At 62.6% G+C, this 15,667-nt stretch carries 14 protein-coding genes and 1 riboswitch; of the genes, 8 read left to right on the top strand and 6 right to left on the bottom strand.

The features are described 5' to 3' along the window. Window positions 1-17: 17 nt before the first annotated feature. From HNQ60_RS09295 to HNQ60_RS09280, 4 genes are all read right to left on the bottom strand, one after another. The gene (locus HNQ60_RS09295; RefSeq protein ID WP_184330952.1) at window positions 18-1,160 is read right to left on the bottom strand and encodes an SEL1-like repeat protein; all 1,143 of its coding nucleotides are present in this window, start codon (window positions 1,158-1,160) and stop codon (window positions 18-20) included. A gap of 15 nt (window positions 1,161-1,175) precedes the next feature. Further along, on the bottom strand, window positions 1,176-1,931 hold the full coding sequence (locus tag HNQ60_RS09290; protein WP_184330950.1) for an SIMPL domain-containing protein: 756 nt from the start codon (window positions 1,929-1,931) through the stop codon (window positions 1,176-1,178). A 135-nt stretch (window positions 1,932-2,066) separates the two neighbouring features. After that, window positions 2,067-2,684: a guanylate kinase gene (gene gmk, locus HNQ60_RS09285; RefSeq protein ID WP_184330948.1), complete on the bottom strand. Its 618-nt coding sequence runs from the start codon at window positions 2,682-2,684 to the stop codon at window positions 2,067-2,069. Window positions 2,685-2,732: 48 nt separating this feature from the next. Next, window positions 2,733-3,599: a YicC/YloC family endoribonuclease gene (locus HNQ60_RS09280; RefSeq protein WP_184330946.1), complete on the bottom strand. Its 867-nt coding sequence runs from the start codon at window positions 3,597-3,599 to the stop codon at window positions 2,733-2,735. A 128-nt stretch (window positions 3,600-3,727) separates the two neighbouring features. On the opposite strand from HNQ60_RS09280, the gene HNQ60_RS09275 reads away from it, so the two are divergent. From HNQ60_RS09275 to HNQ60_RS09245, 7 genes are all read left to right on the top strand, one after another. Continuing rightward, the gene (locus tag HNQ60_RS09275; protein WP_184330944.1) at window positions 3,728-4,474 is read left to right on the top strand and encodes a PP2C family protein-serine/threonine phosphatase; all 747 of its coding nucleotides are present in this window, start codon (window positions 3,728-3,730) and stop codon (window positions 4,472-4,474) included. A 93-nt stretch (window positions 4,475-4,567) separates the two neighbouring features. Further along, the gene (rph, locus tag HNQ60_RS09270; RefSeq protein ID WP_184330943.1) at window positions 4,568-5,293 is read left to right on the top strand and encodes a ribonuclease PH; all 726 of its coding nucleotides are present in this window, start codon (window positions 4,568-4,570) and stop codon (window positions 5,291-5,293) included. 33 nt (window positions 5,294-5,326) lie between these two features. Then, window positions 5,327-5,947 carry an RdgB/HAM1 family non-canonical purine NTP pyrophosphatase gene (gene rdgB / locus HNQ60_RS09265; protein WP_184330941.1) on the top strand — a complete coding sequence of 207 codons (621 nt, stop codon included), beginning with the start codon at window positions 5,327-5,329 and terminating at the stop codon, window positions 5,945-5,947. Window positions 5,948-5,949: 2 nt separating this feature from the next. Further along, window positions 5,950-7,104, top strand: a complete 1,155-nt coding sequence (gene hemW / locus HNQ60_RS09260) for a radical SAM family heme chaperone HemW (RefSeq protein WP_184330939.1) — start codon at window positions 5,950-5,952, stop codon at window positions 7,102-7,104. A 456-nt stretch (window positions 7,105-7,560) separates the two neighbouring features. Further along, a complete protein-coding gene (gene rpmE / locus HNQ60_RS09255) occupies window positions 7,561-7,761 on the top strand; it encodes a 50S ribosomal protein L31 (protein WP_184330937.1) in 201 nt (66 codons plus the stop codon). Window positions 7,762-7,986: 225 nt separating this feature from the next. Continuing rightward, window positions 7,987-9,462 (top strand): M48 family metalloprotease, encoded by a 1,476-nt coding sequence (locus tag HNQ60_RS09250; RefSeq protein ID WP_184330935.1) that lies wholly within the window; start codon window positions 7,987-7,989, stop codon window positions 9,460-9,462. Between the two features lie 142 nt (window positions 9,463-9,604). Then, entirely contained in the window at window positions 9,605-10,900 is a 1,296-nt protein-coding gene (locus HNQ60_RS09245) for a citrate synthase (protein WP_184330933.1), read from the top strand. A 25-nt stretch (window positions 10,901-10,925) separates the two neighbouring features. On the opposite strand, the gene HNQ60_RS09240 is transcribed toward HNQ60_RS09245, so the two are convergent. Further along, complete coding sequence (locus tag HNQ60_RS09240) at window positions 10,926-11,567, bottom strand: hypothetical protein (RefSeq protein ID WP_184330931.1); 642 nt, start codon at window positions 11,565-11,567, stop codon at window positions 10,926-10,928. A 92-nt stretch (window positions 11,568-11,659) separates the two neighbouring features. Further along, window positions 11,660-14,131, bottom strand: a complete 2,472-nt coding sequence (locus HNQ60_RS09235; protein WP_184330929.1) for a penicillin-binding protein 1A — start codon at window positions 14,129-14,131, stop codon at window positions 11,660-11,662. Window positions 14,132-14,189: 58 nt separating this feature from the next. After that, a riboswitch (cyclic di-GMP riboswitch) is annotated at window positions 14,190-14,290 on the top strand. Between the two features lie 315 nt (window positions 14,291-14,605). Here HNQ60_RS09235 and HNQ60_RS09230 point away from each other — a divergent pair. Next, a complete protein-coding gene (locus tag HNQ60_RS09230) occupies window positions 14,606-15,667 on the top strand; it encodes a pilus assembly protein PilM (RefSeq protein ID WP_322096856.1) in 1,062 nt (353 codons plus the stop codon).

Below are 15,667 nucleotides of genomic sequence, written 5' to 3'. Positions count from 1 at the left end.
CATCGCTCACAGCTTCTTCAACCACATCCCTGTTCCCGTTTCGCCCGCTCGCTGCTTTGCTGCCAGAGCGTTTCTGCTTGCGCGGCGGCTTCCTGCAGCATGCTCGGCGGTACGCCTTTCTCGAGCATCGAGATCGACTGCGCGAAGACGACCGCGTTCTGGACGTAGCCGTCGCCGGTGCAGCCCTCTTCGTTCAGACGATTGCCGAAGTACTGCCAGCCCAGCATCTGCACACGGTTGAGCCGGCCGCTCCACGGCATGCGCAGCATCGAAGTGAAAGCCAGCGGCTCGCCATCGCGTGCCGCATCCAGGCCGAACGGCGCGGCGCCAGGACCATCCGCCGGATGACCGTCGCATCCCGTCGCCATGCAATTCGCGAGATCGACCTTCGCGCGCGGCAACGTGCGTCCCGCCTGTTTCAGCAACAGTCGGATCGAGGACACGTTCTCGGTCGATCGATTGCGTTGCACGGCTGCGAGCCGGTTGGTCGCGAGCGCATACATCGCGGGCGGATAGTTTTTCTCGGCGGCTTGTTCGAGGAACGCTTCGCGTTTCGCAGGATCACGGACGAACTGCGCGAGTTCCGTGGCGCTCGCGGGGTCGCCTGCTTCCGCAGCGCCGCGCAGGCGTGACTCGATTCCCTGATAGTCGAACGGCGCCTTGCTGCAACCGGCGCGGGCTTTTTCCTGGTATGCGCGCTCGGCCGCGAAGACACCCGCCATCTTCGGTAACCGCTCCGCGGGCAGAACCGACGCGAGTCTCTGCACCTGCGCCTGCGCGTTACCTGGACGGGCGGAAGACACGCGATTGCACCAGTGCTGGATGCGCACGAGCGCGATGGTCGCATTCACGTCGCCGCCGGTGCTGCGCGAGCTCAGGCTGGCGATCGTGGTATCCGGCGATCCCAGGGCCAGCGATTTGAGCGTCGCGTCGTCCATGCCGAGGCCGACGAGGTTGCGCTTGTGCGTGACGTACTGGAGGCGTTCGTAGAACGCAGTCTCATCGCTCGGCGCCACGTCGACGCTTGCGGGCGGAGGTGCCGCCGGCGGAGCTGCCTCCGCCGGCTTCGGAATATCTATGCCGTAGACGACGAGCGCATTCAACGCGAGCAGTACGCCTGAGATGCGTGCTGCCCGAATCGAAATGCGCCCGGCGTTCATGCGATCACAACGTGATCACGGGCCGACGATCAGGTCGTATTCGACCTGGACGTTGCCGGTGAACGTCATCTGGCCGCTCTGGTATGTCTGCGATGCGCCGCCCGAATCAGCGGACATGGCCATCTTCTGCATGCGCTCCATGACAGGCGCGGGGACGAAGCCCGAGCTGGCGGAGATCGTGCGGGCAGGGCCGAGTCGTGCACCCGCAGCCTTGGCCACCGTCTCGGCATTCAGGCGCGCATCTTCGACAGCCTTGGCGAGTGCGCTGCGCTCGAGGTCACGGCGCTTGCTCGAATCGAGGCGCGGATCGCCCATCTGGTTCACGCCGAGATCCGTGGACTTCTCCAGCAGCGTGCCCAGCTTCTCGAGATCGCGCAGATCGACTTCGACCTGTCGCGACACGTAGTAGCCGATCAGGTTGCGCTCGCGCGCGTTGTTGTCCCAGTTGTACTCCGGCTGCACGTTGATCCGCGTCGCACGCACATTCTTCTGATCGATCTTCAGATCGCGGGTCAGCTTGAGGACGGCTTCGACGGTCTTCGTCACTTCCGCCCGGGCATCTTCGAGACGCGGTTTGCGCGACTCCACCCCGAGCGTGACGATGGCCTTGTCGGGTTCCGCCTGGACTTCGCCCTGGCCCGACACAGCGACCGTGCGTGGTTTGGCCTCCTCGGCTGCGAACGCACCCGCCGGCACGATGAATGCGCACAGCGTGAGTCCCAACCAGGGGAAGGCATTGCGAAGGAGTCTGTTGTTCAGAGTGCAGCTCATGTCTCGTGGTCCTTATCGAAAGATTCCGACCGGCGTTGCACGATGCACCGCCGTCGTAACCTTGGTCCGATGGCGAGGCCGCGAGTTCAGCGCATCACGAAGTATCGTGCGCGCCGGCGAAAAATGCTGTTGCGGTTAACCCAGCAGCGAACGGACCAGCGTTTGCAGCTCGGATCGGGTTGCGCGGAAAGCATCGCCCCGATCCTCGACGATGGCCTGCAGGTCGTTCACCGCCCGTTCAAAGTCATCGTTAACGACTACGTAGTCGAATTCGTTCCAATGCGACATGTCCGCGATCGAATCGCGCAACCGGCGGGCGATGACCTCGTCCGAGTCGGTCTTGCGATCCCGCAGCCGGCGCTCGAGCTCGGCCCGCGAAGGCGGCAGGATGAAGATCGATTGCGACTGCGGCATCGCGCGACGGATCTGCCGCGCTCCCTGCCAGTCGATCTCCAGCAGCACGTTGTGCCCCGAATCGAGGATGCCCTGCACCTGTGAACGTGAAGTGCCGTAGAAGTTGTCGAACACCTGCGCATGCTCGAGAAAGTCACCCGCATCGATCCTTTGCTGAAACTGTTCCCTCGTGACAAAGAAGTAGTCGTGCTCGTGCTTCTCGGTCTCACGCTGCCTGCGCGTCGTATACGAAATCGAGAACCGCAGATCGGGCACGCGCTTCATCAACGCCCTCACGAGCGACGTCTTGCCCGCCCCCGACGGCGCAGCAACCACAAAAAGTTTCCCCTGGCTTCCCATCTCTTTGCGCTTCCGAATCCGCACTAACCGCCAACCGCCGATCACTTCTCATTCAACATTCTGAACCTGCTCCCGCATCTGCTCGATCATCACCTTCATGTCGACCGCGGCCCGAGTCGTCTCGGTGTCCTGCGATTTCGACGAAAGCGTGTTGGCTTCGCGATTGAGCTCCTGCATGAGGAAGTCGAGTCGCCGTCCCGCGGGTTCGGAAGAATCGAGGACGCCGGTGACCTCGTCGAGGTGAGCGGTGAGCCGGTCCATTTCCTCGTCCACGTCCATCTTGTGCGTGTACAGGACGAGTTCCTGTTCGAGTCGTTCCTGGTCGGGCGTCACGCCGAGCTGCGCGATCCGCTCGACGATACGATCGCGCAGGCGCTGCGAGATTTCCGGCAGGCGCGTCTTCACGTTCTGCACCTGGGCGCGCATCGCGACGCAGCGGCTCAGCAGCAGCTCGCGGATGCGCTGGCCTTCACGATGACGCGTGTCGTTGAGTTCGGTGAGGGCCTCTTTCAGAACATCGAGTGCCGCAGCCAGCACGGGTTTCGCATCGATATCCGCATTGCGAATCACACCGGGCCAGCGCAACAGGTCGAGTGCATTCGGCTGCGCCGTATCGGCGAGGCGCGAGCGCACTTCTGTCACGCGAGCGGCGAGCTGATCGAGCAGCGCCGTGTCGATCTCGATGGATTGCTGTGTGCCGGCGCTCGATTTGAGATAGAGGTTGGCGTCGACTTTGCCCCGACGCAGCGCGGCCGTAATGGTTTGACGCACGTCGTTGTCGAGTGCCTTGAGGTCGTCGGGCAGGCGCAGCGAGATCTCAAGGTAACGGTGATTGACAGTGCGCAGTTCACAGACGAGCGTGCCCCACGGGCCCTGCCGTTCGCGGCGTGCGAAGCCTGTCATGCTGCGAATCATTGGACGAAAATTCCTGAGGGATCTGAGGGAATTAAGGCAAAAGCTGTCTTACGCGGTAGCGTTTGCCAGTGTATAAAGCGGCGCCAAGTGTAACAGCTTCAAACCGCCTTCTTGGCCGGAGCCCGCGCTTGCGGATTGAGCACGCAGAAGTAAGCCTGATCGGCGATCGTGAGGACAACCAGGATCGCGTCACCGTGGCGGCAACCGACAAGGCGGCGCTGCTGATCGTGATCGACGGAATGGGCGGCCATTCCGATGGCAGTCGCGCGGCGGACACGGCGCTCAAGAGCCTGCTGGATTCCTTCCATCAGTCGCAGCATCCGCTGTTCGACCCGCTCGGCTTCCTTCATCTCTCCCTGAGCAAGGCGCATGACGATGTGGCCCGGCTCGGCAGCGGCCAGAGCATCGATGCACGCCCGCGAGCGACGATCGCGATCTGCCTGGTCCAGGAAGGTGCTGCCTACTGGGCTCATGTCGGCGACAGCCGGGTCTACTGGATCCGCAACGGCGCCGTTCACACACGCACCCGCGACCACAGCCACGTCGAGCTGTTGCTGCGCGAAGGCAAGATCACGGAAGAAGAGATTCCCACGCATCCGATGCGCAATTTCGTGGAATGCTGCCTGGGCGGAGATCCCGCGGTTCCGGAAATGACGATCAGCGGGCGCCAGGCTTTGCAGTCGGGCGATGTGCTCCTGCTGTGCTCGGACGGCATCTGGGCGAATCTGAAGGACAGCGACATCGCCGCTTTCTTCAAGAGTGACCCCGAGAACCTGCGGGCATGGCTCGAAGCCCTCGGGCGCCGGGCTGTTCAGGCTTCCGCCCCGTTCAGCGACAACTCCACAGCCGCCGTTCTGCGCTGGAACGGCAACTAAAGAAGCGGATGGCGGATAGCGGATGGCGGATGGACAATGCGTCCATTCGGCGGCGCATCGACCCCCCGCGATTCGTAATCCTCGAGACCCCACATGAAACCACGTCCCAGCGGCCGCACGGGCGATCAGCTCCGGCCCGTTCGCATCACTCGAAAATTTACCCGGCACGCCGAAGGTTCGGTGCTGGTGGAATTCGGCGATACCCGCGTGTTGTGCACGGCGAGCGTCGAAGAGACCGTTCCTGGATTCCTGCGTAACAGCGGCAGCGGCTGGGTGACGGCTGAATACGGAATGCTGCCGCGTGCGACGCACACTCGTGCAAGACGAGAGGCGGCGACAGGCAAACAAGGCGGGCGCACGCTGGAGATTCAGCGTCTCATCGGCCGCGCGCTGCGAGCCGTCGTCGATCTGAAGGCGCTGGGCGAACGCACGATCACGATCGATTGCGATGTGCTGCAAGCGGACGGCGGCACGCGCACGGCCTCGATTACCGGCGGCTACGTGGCGCTGGTCGATGCGGTGAACACGCTCATCCAGAAGCGGGTCCTGCGCGAAAGCCCGATTCACGGCCAGGTCGCTGCTGTTTCCGTCGGTATCTGGGCAGGCGTACCGGTGCTCGATCTCGACTACGTCGAGGACTCCGACGCCGAGACTGACATGAATGTCGTCATGAACAACGGCGGCGGATTCATCGAAGTCCAGGGCACGGCGGAGGGCCACGCGTTTCGCCGCGAAGAGCTCGATGCATTGCTCAATCTCGCGGCAAACGGCATCGGCCAGTTGCTCGCAAAACAGATGGAAGCACTCAACGAGGATTGAGCGCTCCGGCTCAACGCTCGCGGCTCACTGCTCATGGCCTCCAATCGCATCGTCCTCGCAACCGGCAACGCCGGCAAAATCCGTGAGCTTCAGGCGTTGCTCGCACCGCTCGGCGTCGAAGTGCTGCCGCAGTCGCACTTCACGAGTGTGGCAGCCGATGAGACCGGCCTGTCGTTCGTCGAGAACGCGATCCTCAAGGCACGTCACGCGGCGCGCGTGTCGGGTCTGCCTGCGATAGCCGACGATTCAGGAATCGAGGTCGACGCATTGCGCGGTGCGCCGGGCATCTACTCCGCTCGCTACGCGGTCGAAGGCGCGAACGACACGCAGAATCTCGAAAAACTGCTGCATGAGCTGCGCGATGTTCCACCGGAAAAGCGCACGGCGCGTTATCGATGCGCGCTCGCCTTCATGCGATGGGACACCGACGCATCACCGGTGATATGCCAGGCGAGCTGGGAAGGTGTGATCATCGATTCGCCGCGCGGTGAGGGTGGTTTCGGCTACGACTCGATTTTCGAAGTGAAACCCGGCGTGACGGCCGCCGAGCTGTCAGCCATCGAGAAGAATCTGCTCAGTCATCGCGGCAAGGCGCTGCGAATGCTGGTCGCGGAGCTGCAGCGGGATCCCGGCGCGGATTCCGACGGTATCTGACGATGGTCGCCGTGTTGCAGCCGCCTCCTCTCGCACTCTATGTGCATCTGCCGTGGTGCGTGCGGAAGTGTCCGTACTGCGATTTCAACTCGCACACCGCGCCCGATCAGATTCCGCAGCGCGACTACGTGAAGGCGATTCTCGAAGATCTCGATCACGATCTGAGTGTCGTCGCCGGGCGTCGGCTCGAGTCGATCTTCTTCGGCGGGGGCACGCCCAGCCTGTTCAGTCCGGAAGAAATCGGTCGCTTCCTCGAAGGCGTGGCGGCGCGATTCGGCGATACCGGTCGATTGGAGGTCACGCTCGAAGCGAACCCCGGCACGATCGAACACGGGCGATTTCGCGGCTATCGCGACGCTGGCGTCACGCGAGTCTCGCTGGGTGCGCAGAGCTTCAACGACCGCCACCTCAAGGTTCTCGGACGCATTCACGGCACCGATGACATCGCTCGCGCCGTCGACGAGCTGTCCCAGGCCGGGCTCGAAAATTTCAATCTCGACCTCATGTATGGCCTGCCGGAGCAGACGCGCGAGGAAGCGCTGGCCGATCTGCGTTCCGCGATCGAACTGCGGCCGCGTCATCTGTCGCACTATCAGCTCACGCTCGAGCCGGGCACCGTGTTCTATCACCGGCCGCCGCCGTTGCCGGATCACGATGCGACCTGGGACATGCAGGTGGATTGCCAGGCGCTCCTCGCCGCGCATGGTTACCAGCAGTACGAGGTCTCGGCCTATGCGCAGGCTGGCTCACGCTGCACCCACAACCTGAACTACTGGACATTCGGCGACTACATCGGCGTGGGTGCGGGCGCGCACGGCAAGCTCACTAACGCGGGTGCGGTCGAACGCACCACCCGGCATCGTCAGCCGCGCGAGTATCTGTCGCGAGCTGTTGCCGATCGCCTGGTGGAGCGACGGATCGTTGCCGCTGCGGAATTGCCCTTCGAGTACATGCTCAACGCGCTGAGACTGCGTGACGGATTCGATCTCGCGCACTTCGAGTTGCGCACGGGCTTGCCGCGCTCAGCGATTGCGCAGCCGCTCAAGCTCGCTGGCGAGAAGCGCCTGCTCGAGGAAGTCAGCCCCGGTTTCTGGAAGCCGACGGATTTCGGCGCCCGCTTTCTCAACGAGCTGCACGGTCTGTTCCTGCCCGACTAACCCGGGGCCGGAGGCCGGATCGGCTCCTGCTGTCGTCTGAACCAGCACGCAAGTTCGTGAACTGGCGCACAAATTTCCTTTTACGTAACCCGCTTTTCCGGGGACGTGACAAGCGGGTTATGCACACGCGGGAACCTTCTCAGAGCCAGCGCCACGTTGATGACGACATTACAAGCACTAAGTAAAATGACAGACGCAACTCATTGATATAACAACTAGAAAATGGGTGGCTAAATTTTAACCAATGTGACGATGCGGCGTTTCCGTGGCTTACGCTGCACCTGCGGCATCGGTCCATCCACAGACTTATCCACAACTTTTGTGGATAACCTGGAGGCCGCCCGGACCGGGTCCTTGAATTCGCCAATCGAGCCGCTATTTACCTTGCGACCTGTAATGCGCGCCGCTACACTGCGCGCCTTTTTTCGAGGGGGCGGAGCACCGCCCGATGGGATCATGAAAGCCGCAATTCATCCTGAGTACAAAGACACCAACGTGACCTGCAGCTGCGGGAACGCGTTCGTCACGCGCTCGACGCTCGGCCATGATCTGCAGATCGAAGTCTGCTCGAACTGCCACCCCTTCTACACGGGCAAGCAGAAGATCGTGGACACCGGCGGCCGCGTCGACAAGTTCCGCAAGAAGTACGCCCGCTGATCCCGCCGCGACGCCCGAGCGTCGCGCGATCCGACGAGCAATCGAACACGAAAGGGCGCTTCGGCGCCCTTTTCGTTTGGCCGCAAGGCGGCTGAACCTGCGCTGAACTTTCCCGCCATTTCAACCGCGCACGCTGCGCGAATCGCAAAGCCCTCGCCCTGCTTGTGACGGCCTCGAACACCGGTTTATAAAACGCCGGTGCCTTCCAACCCGCGGGTCGCCGTCATGTCACCAAGTCGTCTTGCACGCGCTGCACTGTTCGCCGTTGCGTCGGTCATGACGCTCGGGTCGTGCGCGACGAACCCCGTCAGCGGCCGGCCCGATCTCGTCTTTTCGTCGGAGGAATCCGAGGTGAAGAAGGCGGCGCAGGTGCATCCGCTCATGCTGCAGCAGTTCGGCGGGCCCTATGACGACATCCGCCTGCAGCAGTACGTGAACGACGTCGGCCAGCGAGTCGCCAAAGCCGGCGAGCGGCCGGAGTTGAAATACACGTTCACCGTGCTGGACAGCGAGGAGATCAACGCGTTCACGACCGGCGGCGGCTACGTCTACATCACTCGCGGCATCATGAACTACCTCAACTCCGAGGCAGAGCTTGCCGCGGTGCTCGGTCATGAAGTCGGCCACATCACGGCCCGGCATCCCGTGAAGCAGCAGACGCAGTCGACGCTCTCGAACATCGGTGCTGCGGCTGTCGGTATTTTCACGGGCAGCGGTGACATCGCCGGCCTCGCCAGCTACGCCGGTGCCGCTCTCATTCGTGGTTACGGCCGCGACAACGAACTCGAAGCGGATCGTCTCGGCGCGGAATACCTGCAGAAAACCGGACTGGCACCCGAGCACATGATCGACGTGGTCCGGTTGCTCAAGAACCAGGAGATGTTCGAAATGGCGCGTGCCCGCGAGGAGAACCGTGAGCCGCGCATCTATCACGGCGTGTTCTCCACGCATCCCGACAACGACCAGCGTCTGCGGGAAGTGGTGCAGTCCGCGGAGAAGCTGAAGGGCGAAGGCGACAAGGTCGATCCGGGTCGCGAGCGCTATCTGAAGATGATCGAAGGCCTGCCCGTCGGCACGAGCCGCGCGCAGGGTGTGCTGAAAGGCAACCGGTTCTACCACGCCAATTTCGGCTTCACCGTGGCCTTCCCCTCCGGTTGGACCGTCGAGAACCAGGCGCGCCGCGTGATGGCGGTTGCACCAAAGAAGGACAGCGTTCTGCAGATGCAGACCCAGGCGCCGCCGCCGAACATGGGACCGAAGGAATTTCTGTCGCGCCTGCTGTCCGGCTCGAACGCGGGACAGGGTGAAGCGATCGAGGTGAATGGACTGCAGGGCTACACGGCCGTGGTCCGCTCCGCGAAAACAGACTTCGGGGTCGTGCCCGCCCGCTACGTGGTCATCTACTACAACAACCTGGCTTACATATTCGCGGGAGCGAGCCGTGGGACCGGGAATGTGCCGACTGCTGACGCACTCTTCATGTCGACCGCGAAGACCTTCCGACGTTTGAAGGACAATGAATTCGCCCTCGCGGAGCCATACAAAATACGTACGGTCCGGGTGAACTCGAACATATCGATCGAGGAGTTGGCCAAGAATTCGCCCGTCAAGAAGTATCCAGCGCAGCAGCTGCGGCTGCTGAACGACCTCTACCCGGACAAGGAACCGAAGACCGGGCAGTTGCTGAAGATCGTTCAGTAAATTCCAGCAGCGGATGGCGCGGCCCCGGCGGGGCCGCCCTGCTTGATTCGCCGGCGGGCTCGTGTAAGTCTCCGCCTCCCGTTTGCACTTGCAAAAATCGTAAGCCCTGGCGCCGCCCATTCGCGTTCTGGAATCGAAGCAAATGTCTGAGAAAAAGTTCGAGCTGACCGACCTCTCCACCGGCAAGAAATCGATCGCTGCAGTGCGAAGCGGCACGCTCGGTCCTGACGTTCTCAGCGTCGCGAATCTCCACAAGGATCACGGCCTCTTCACCTTCGACCCGGGGTTCATGGCGACCGCGGCCTGCGAGAGCAAGATCACGTTCATCGACGGCGACGAAGGCGTCCTGCTGCACCGGGGCATTCCGATCGAGCAGCTCGCGGAGAAGAGCAACTTCCTCGAAGTCGCCTATCTGCTGATCAACGGTGAGCTGCCGACGAACGATCAGATCGGCGAATTCACGCACGCGATCCAATATCACACGATGATCAACGAATCGCTGCTGCGATTCTTCAACGGCTTCCAGTACAACGCGCATCCGATGGCGATGCTGTCGGGCGTCGTCGCTTCGATGGCCGCGTTCTATCACGACTCGATGGACATCCATAACCCGCGCCATCGGGAGATCTTCGCGCACCGGATCATCGCGAAGATTCCAACGATTGCAGCCGCGGCCTACAAGCATTCACTGGGCCAGCCGTTCATCTATCCGCGCAATGATCTCGACTACTGTTCGAACCTGCTGCACATGTTCTTCGCCGTGCCGTGCGAACAGTACAACGTCGATCCGGTTCAGGCTCAGGCGCTCGATCTGTTGTTCATCCTGCACGCGGATCACGAGCAGAACGCCAGCACGTCGACCGTTCGTCTCGCGGGCAGCACGGGCGCGAATCCGTACGCCGCGATTTCCTCGGGCATCTCCGCGCTGTGGGGTCCCGCTCACGGCGGTGCCAACGAAGCGGTGCTCGCGATGCTCGAGCAGATCGGCACCGTCGAGAACGTGCCGAAGTTCCTCGCGAAGGCGAAGGACAAGAACGACAACTTCCGCCTCATGGGCTTCGGTCATCGCGTCTACAAGAACTTCGATCCGCGCGCGACGATCATCCGCGCGATGTGCCACAAGGTGCTCGCGAAGCTCGGCAAGTCTGACAACCCGCTGTTCGAGCTCGCGCTGAAGCTCGAAGAGATCGCACTCAAGGACGAGTACTTCGTCGAGCGCAAGCTGTATCCGAACGTGGATTTCTACTCGGGCATCATCTACAGCGCGATCGGCATTCCGCAGTCGATGTTCACCGTGATGTTCGCGATCGCCCGCACCGTGGGCTGGGTCGCGCACTGGCAGGAGATGATTGCGGATCCGGCGATGAAGATCAGCCGTCCCCGTCAGCTCTACACGGGTCCGGCACGTCGTGACTACATCGAGATGAGCAAGCGGTAAGAGACCGCGGGACTCCAGTCTTTTCTCAGGACAGCCAGCCTGCTCCCGCGGGCTGCGGATCGGCATTCAGCAGCGATTCCACTTCGGCGCGATCAGCGCGACGCATCGGTTTGCCATCGACCGGGCTCGCCGGCGATTGGCGAATGCCGTTCACGGGAAACACGACCGCATCGATCTCGCGATTGCCGGCAACGAATCGCACCACCGGATACGTCACCAGGCGATCGGGCTCGTATCGAAGCCGTCGCTCCAGGATTTCGTGCGGGATGCCCTGGTCCATCAGATGGAGCGCGACGGTCTCGGCGCCATCGGCGAAGAGGTGCAGGTTCACTTCTGAATGCGCGGAGGCGGTGCCACTGAGCACCGGCCCCACCAGCCGCGGCTCGTACTGCTTCAGCAACTTCATCGCCTGCAGCGCCGTCTTGCGCGCGGACTCGAGGACGGAGGAGTGTCGATCGGATTCGAAGAGCCGCTGATGCGCGGCGAGCGCGGCTTCGATCTCCGTGTTCTTGGGCAGCACCGCGATATCCGTGGCGCCCAACCGCTCCGCTGCCTTGCGCTTCGCGAGGCGATAATCGTCGATGCCTTGCTCCGACATGATCCGGGCTGCTTCCTGCGCGAGCGCCTGTCGCAGCTGCTCCGCACGCGGATTCATTCTTTTGCTCATGTCGCCTCCCGCAGCAGCCACATCGTCACGATGCTGTCGGGCTCCGATCCTCGCAGCAAAGCAGATCGGAGCTTACGAACCGAGAGTACCTGTCAGAAGATCGGCTCGTCACTACTTTGTTCGCTTGGCGATGTGCCGTCGCCAGGATTGCCCTCGCCCTGCGCTTCCGCGGGCAGATGCCCAGCCATGAAGGTCTCGAAGATGGCATTCGGTTCGCCGGGTCGTGCCGCGAGGCCTGAATCGGCGGAGATGCGCATCGTCACGAGCCCCGGAGGCGGCGGGCGTCGCAGCTCCGGCACTCCTTGCAACGCATCGTTCATGAAATAGATCCACATTGGGAGCGCCGTGCGGCTGCCTTCTTCACCCGGGCCGAGGGAACGCTCCTGGTCGAAACCGACCCAGGCGGCGCCGACGAGCTGCGAGTTGTAGCCGCAGAACCAGGCATCGCGACGATCGTTCGTCGTGCCCGTCTTGCCCGCAAGATCGCTGCGCTTGAGCTGCATGGCGCGCACGGCGGTACCCCGGCGTACAACGTCAGCCATCATGTCGGTCATCAGGAAATCGTTCTGCGGAGAAATCGACGGTGGCGCGATGAGCTTCTCGGGCAGATAGCTCAACCCGCCCCAGCTGCGCTCGTCGACCGTCGCCGGAGCAGGCGCATCAGCGCTGACGTTGATCATCTCGTTCGGATCGGGCGGCGGCTCGACGCATTCGCGACAGACGATGCGCGGCTGCGACTCGTACACGGTGCCGCCGTCCGGGCCGAGGATGCGATCGATGTAGTACGGCGTGACGCGATAGCCGCCGTTGGCGAAGACGGAATAAGCGCTCGCCATGTCGAGCGGAGACACCTGCGCCGTCCCAAGTGCGAGCGTCAGATTGCGCGGCAGGCTTTCCGCCGGAAAACCGAAGCGCTCGATGTACTTCGTCGTGTAGGCCGGACCGAGTGCGTGCATGACGCGAATCGAGACGAGGTTTCGCGAACGGACGAGCGCTTCGCGCAGTCGCATCGGTCCGCGGAACTCGCGCGTGTTGTTCTGCGGTCGCCACGCAGCTTCGAGCGAAGGATCCTCGATCACGAGCGGCGCATCGTTGATCACGCTTGCCGGCGTGAATCCATGTTCGAGCGCAGCGGAGTAGAGGAACGGTTTGAATGCCGATCCCGGCTGGCGCTTGGCCTGCACGGCCCGATTGAAGTTGCTCGAGAAATAGTCGAAGCCGCCGACGAGCGCGGAAATACCGCCGTCCTGCGGGTCCATCGCAACGAAGGCGCCCTGAGCTTCGGGCACCTGAACCATTCGCCAGCTGCCTGAGCGTTCCTGCGCGACGTAGACGATGTCGCCGACCGAAAGCACGTCGGAAGCTCGCTGCAGAGCGGGGCCAACGCCGCCGTCCGGCAGCGGTGCACGAGCCCAGCTGAGTCCCGTCCACGGCAGATTGATCCGGCCGTGCGCCCGCGACCACGCGACCACACTTCGTTCTTCGACTGAGCGAATCAGCGCCGGATGCAGGCCGCCACGTTCGGGGAAATCCTCCAGCAGCTTCGACCATTCCGTTTCATTCGATTGCGCCGGCACCGTTACGCGGCCCGACGGACCTCGATAGCCGTGACGTTGATCGTATTCGACGAGCGCAGCACGAACAGAGCGAACAGCGGAAGATTGCAGGCGGCTGTCGAGCGTCGTCACCACCTCGTAGCCTGCGGTGTATGCGTCCGTTCCGAGGCGGTTGTAGAGATCGGCGCGGACCATCTCCGCGATGTAGGGCGCTTCCACTTCGACCGCCGGCCCATGCAACTTCGATTCGACGGGCGAGGCATCCGCCGCCTGCTGTTCTTCCGCGGTGATGAAGTTCTTCTCGCGCATGCGTCGCAGCACGTAACTGCGACGATGCTTCGCGAGTTCGGGATTCGCGACGGGATTGTCACGCGAGGGCAGACGGAACGTGCCCGCGATGAGCGCGATCTGCGGCAGGTCGAGCTGATCGACCGTCTTGCCGAAGTACACCTCGGATGCTGCGCCTACACCGTACGCGCGCTGACCGAGGAACATCTTGTTCATGTACAGCGCCAGGATTTCCTGCTTGCTGAACTGCTGCTCGATGCGCAGCGTGAGAAAGATTTCCTGCAGCTTGCGGCGATAGCTCTTCTCCGGGCTGAGGAAGATGCCGCGCGTCAGCTGCATCGTGATCGTGCTGCCGCCTTCGCCCTTCTCGCCGGAAATGAGGTGGCGAACGATCGCGCGTGCGAGGCCGGGGTAGTCGACGCCGCTGTGCTGGAAGAACCGGTCGTCCTCGGCCGCGAGCACCGCGTTGACCATCTGTTTCGGCAGCGCTTCGAACGAGAGCGGGATGCGGCGCTGCTCGCCGAACTGCGCGATCAGCTTGCCGTCACGGCTGTACACACGCAGCGGCACTTGCAGCCGGATATCCCGGATCGCCGCGACGTCGGGCAGTGCGGGCTGCAGATATTGATAGGCGCCGCAGAGGCCGAGCACCGCCGCCGCGATGGCCAGGGTGAGCGCGGCGAGTCCGAAGCGAAGCGGGGCCGGAAGGTAATGTCGCATCACAACAAATGAACCTAAGTCCTTGCTACCAAAAAGGTGGCTATGCAATAGTAGCCGCTGATCAAGTGGGCAAACTCATCGAAAGGTGAGGACGCAAAGCTTCCGGTCTACGGGTTCGGGCTCTTGGGAGTCCTGGCTCAGGACAGCGGGGTCGCCGGGGGGATGATACGGGCTAAGGCAGTGAGGAGGCCCGGTCGTTCCACACCGTACAACAATGACAATTCATTGGCGGTGTCCTTCAGCGCGCTTCCAAGTCCTTGATCGTCGGCGTTTACGTTCGTTCCGCTGTCGTACACAGCTCAGCCGGGCCGGGTCAGAACGACATAACCGCGACAATCTTCCACATTCGCCTCGATGGTATTTCGTGAGACTCCTCACATTCAACTTAACGCACGGCTGTATATATTTGCGACCCGTGTTTCGTGCGCAATCTCAGATCATCCCCTAAGTATCTGATGGACAAAGGGAACTAGCGTGCTCTTTACAGCCAAATCGCGACCCTTGCTGGGCCTGGACATCACCACGTCCTCGGTCAAGCTGATCGAACTCAGCATGAGCGGTGGGCAGTATCGAGTGGAGTCCTATGCCGCCGAGCCCACTCCGCCGAACTCGATCAACGAGAAGGCGATCGTCGATGCCAACGCCGTGGGCGATGCCATCAAGCGTGCCGTGAAGCGCTCAGGCGCGCGGGCCCGCGAAGCAGCCGTCGCGATCAGCGGCGATGCAGCGATCACCAAAGTCATTCAGATGCCCCGGACGCTCACTGAAAACGAGCTCGAGGGCCAGGTCGAAATGCAGGCCGACCAGTACATCCCCTTCCCGATGGAGGAAGTGAGCTTCGATTACGAAGTGATCGGCCCGTCGGAAAAAGATCCGGAAATGGTCGATGTCCTGCTGGTCGCCACGCGCTCGGAGAACGTCGAGCAGCGCATCGCGGCCTGTGCGGCGGCCGGACTGACCGCCCGCATCGTCGACGTCGAAGCCTTCGCGCTCGAAAACGCCTGCCGCCTGCTCACGCATCAGATGCCGGATGGCGGCTTGGGACGCGTGCTCGCGGTCGTCGACTTCGGCGCCAGCAGCACCACGTTCAGCGTGCTGCGCGATCTCAAAGTGATCTATACCCGCGACTTCGCTTTCGGCGGTCAGCAGCTGACCGAAGAAGTGATGCGCACCTACGGCCTGAGCATGGAAGAAGCCGGTCGCGCCAAGAAAGAAGGCGGACTGCCCGGCAACTATGAAACCGAAGTGCTCGGCCCGTTCATCGATGACATGTGTCAGCAGGTCAGCCGTTCGCTGCAGTTCTTCCTCGCCTCGGGCGCAGGACGCGAACAGCCGGAACAGATCCTGATCTGCGGCGGCTGCGCCAACATTCCTGGCGCTGCGGAGATGATCCAGAGCCGTGTCGGTATCGACGCACAGCGCGGCGATCCGCTCGGACAGATGAAGGTCAGCCAGAAGGCGAAGGCGCAATCCGTGAAAAAGGACGCCACTGCCTTGCTGACCGCCTGCGGCCTCGCGCTCCGGAGCTTCGACTGA

The organism is Povalibacter uvarum, from assembly GCF_014202975.1.
GTDB classification, from domain to species: domain Bacteria; phylum Pseudomonadota; class Gammaproteobacteria; order Steroidobacterales; family Steroidobacteraceae; genus Steroidobacter; species Steroidobacter uvarum.
This window is presented reverse-complemented; position numbering and strand designations above follow the sequence as displayed.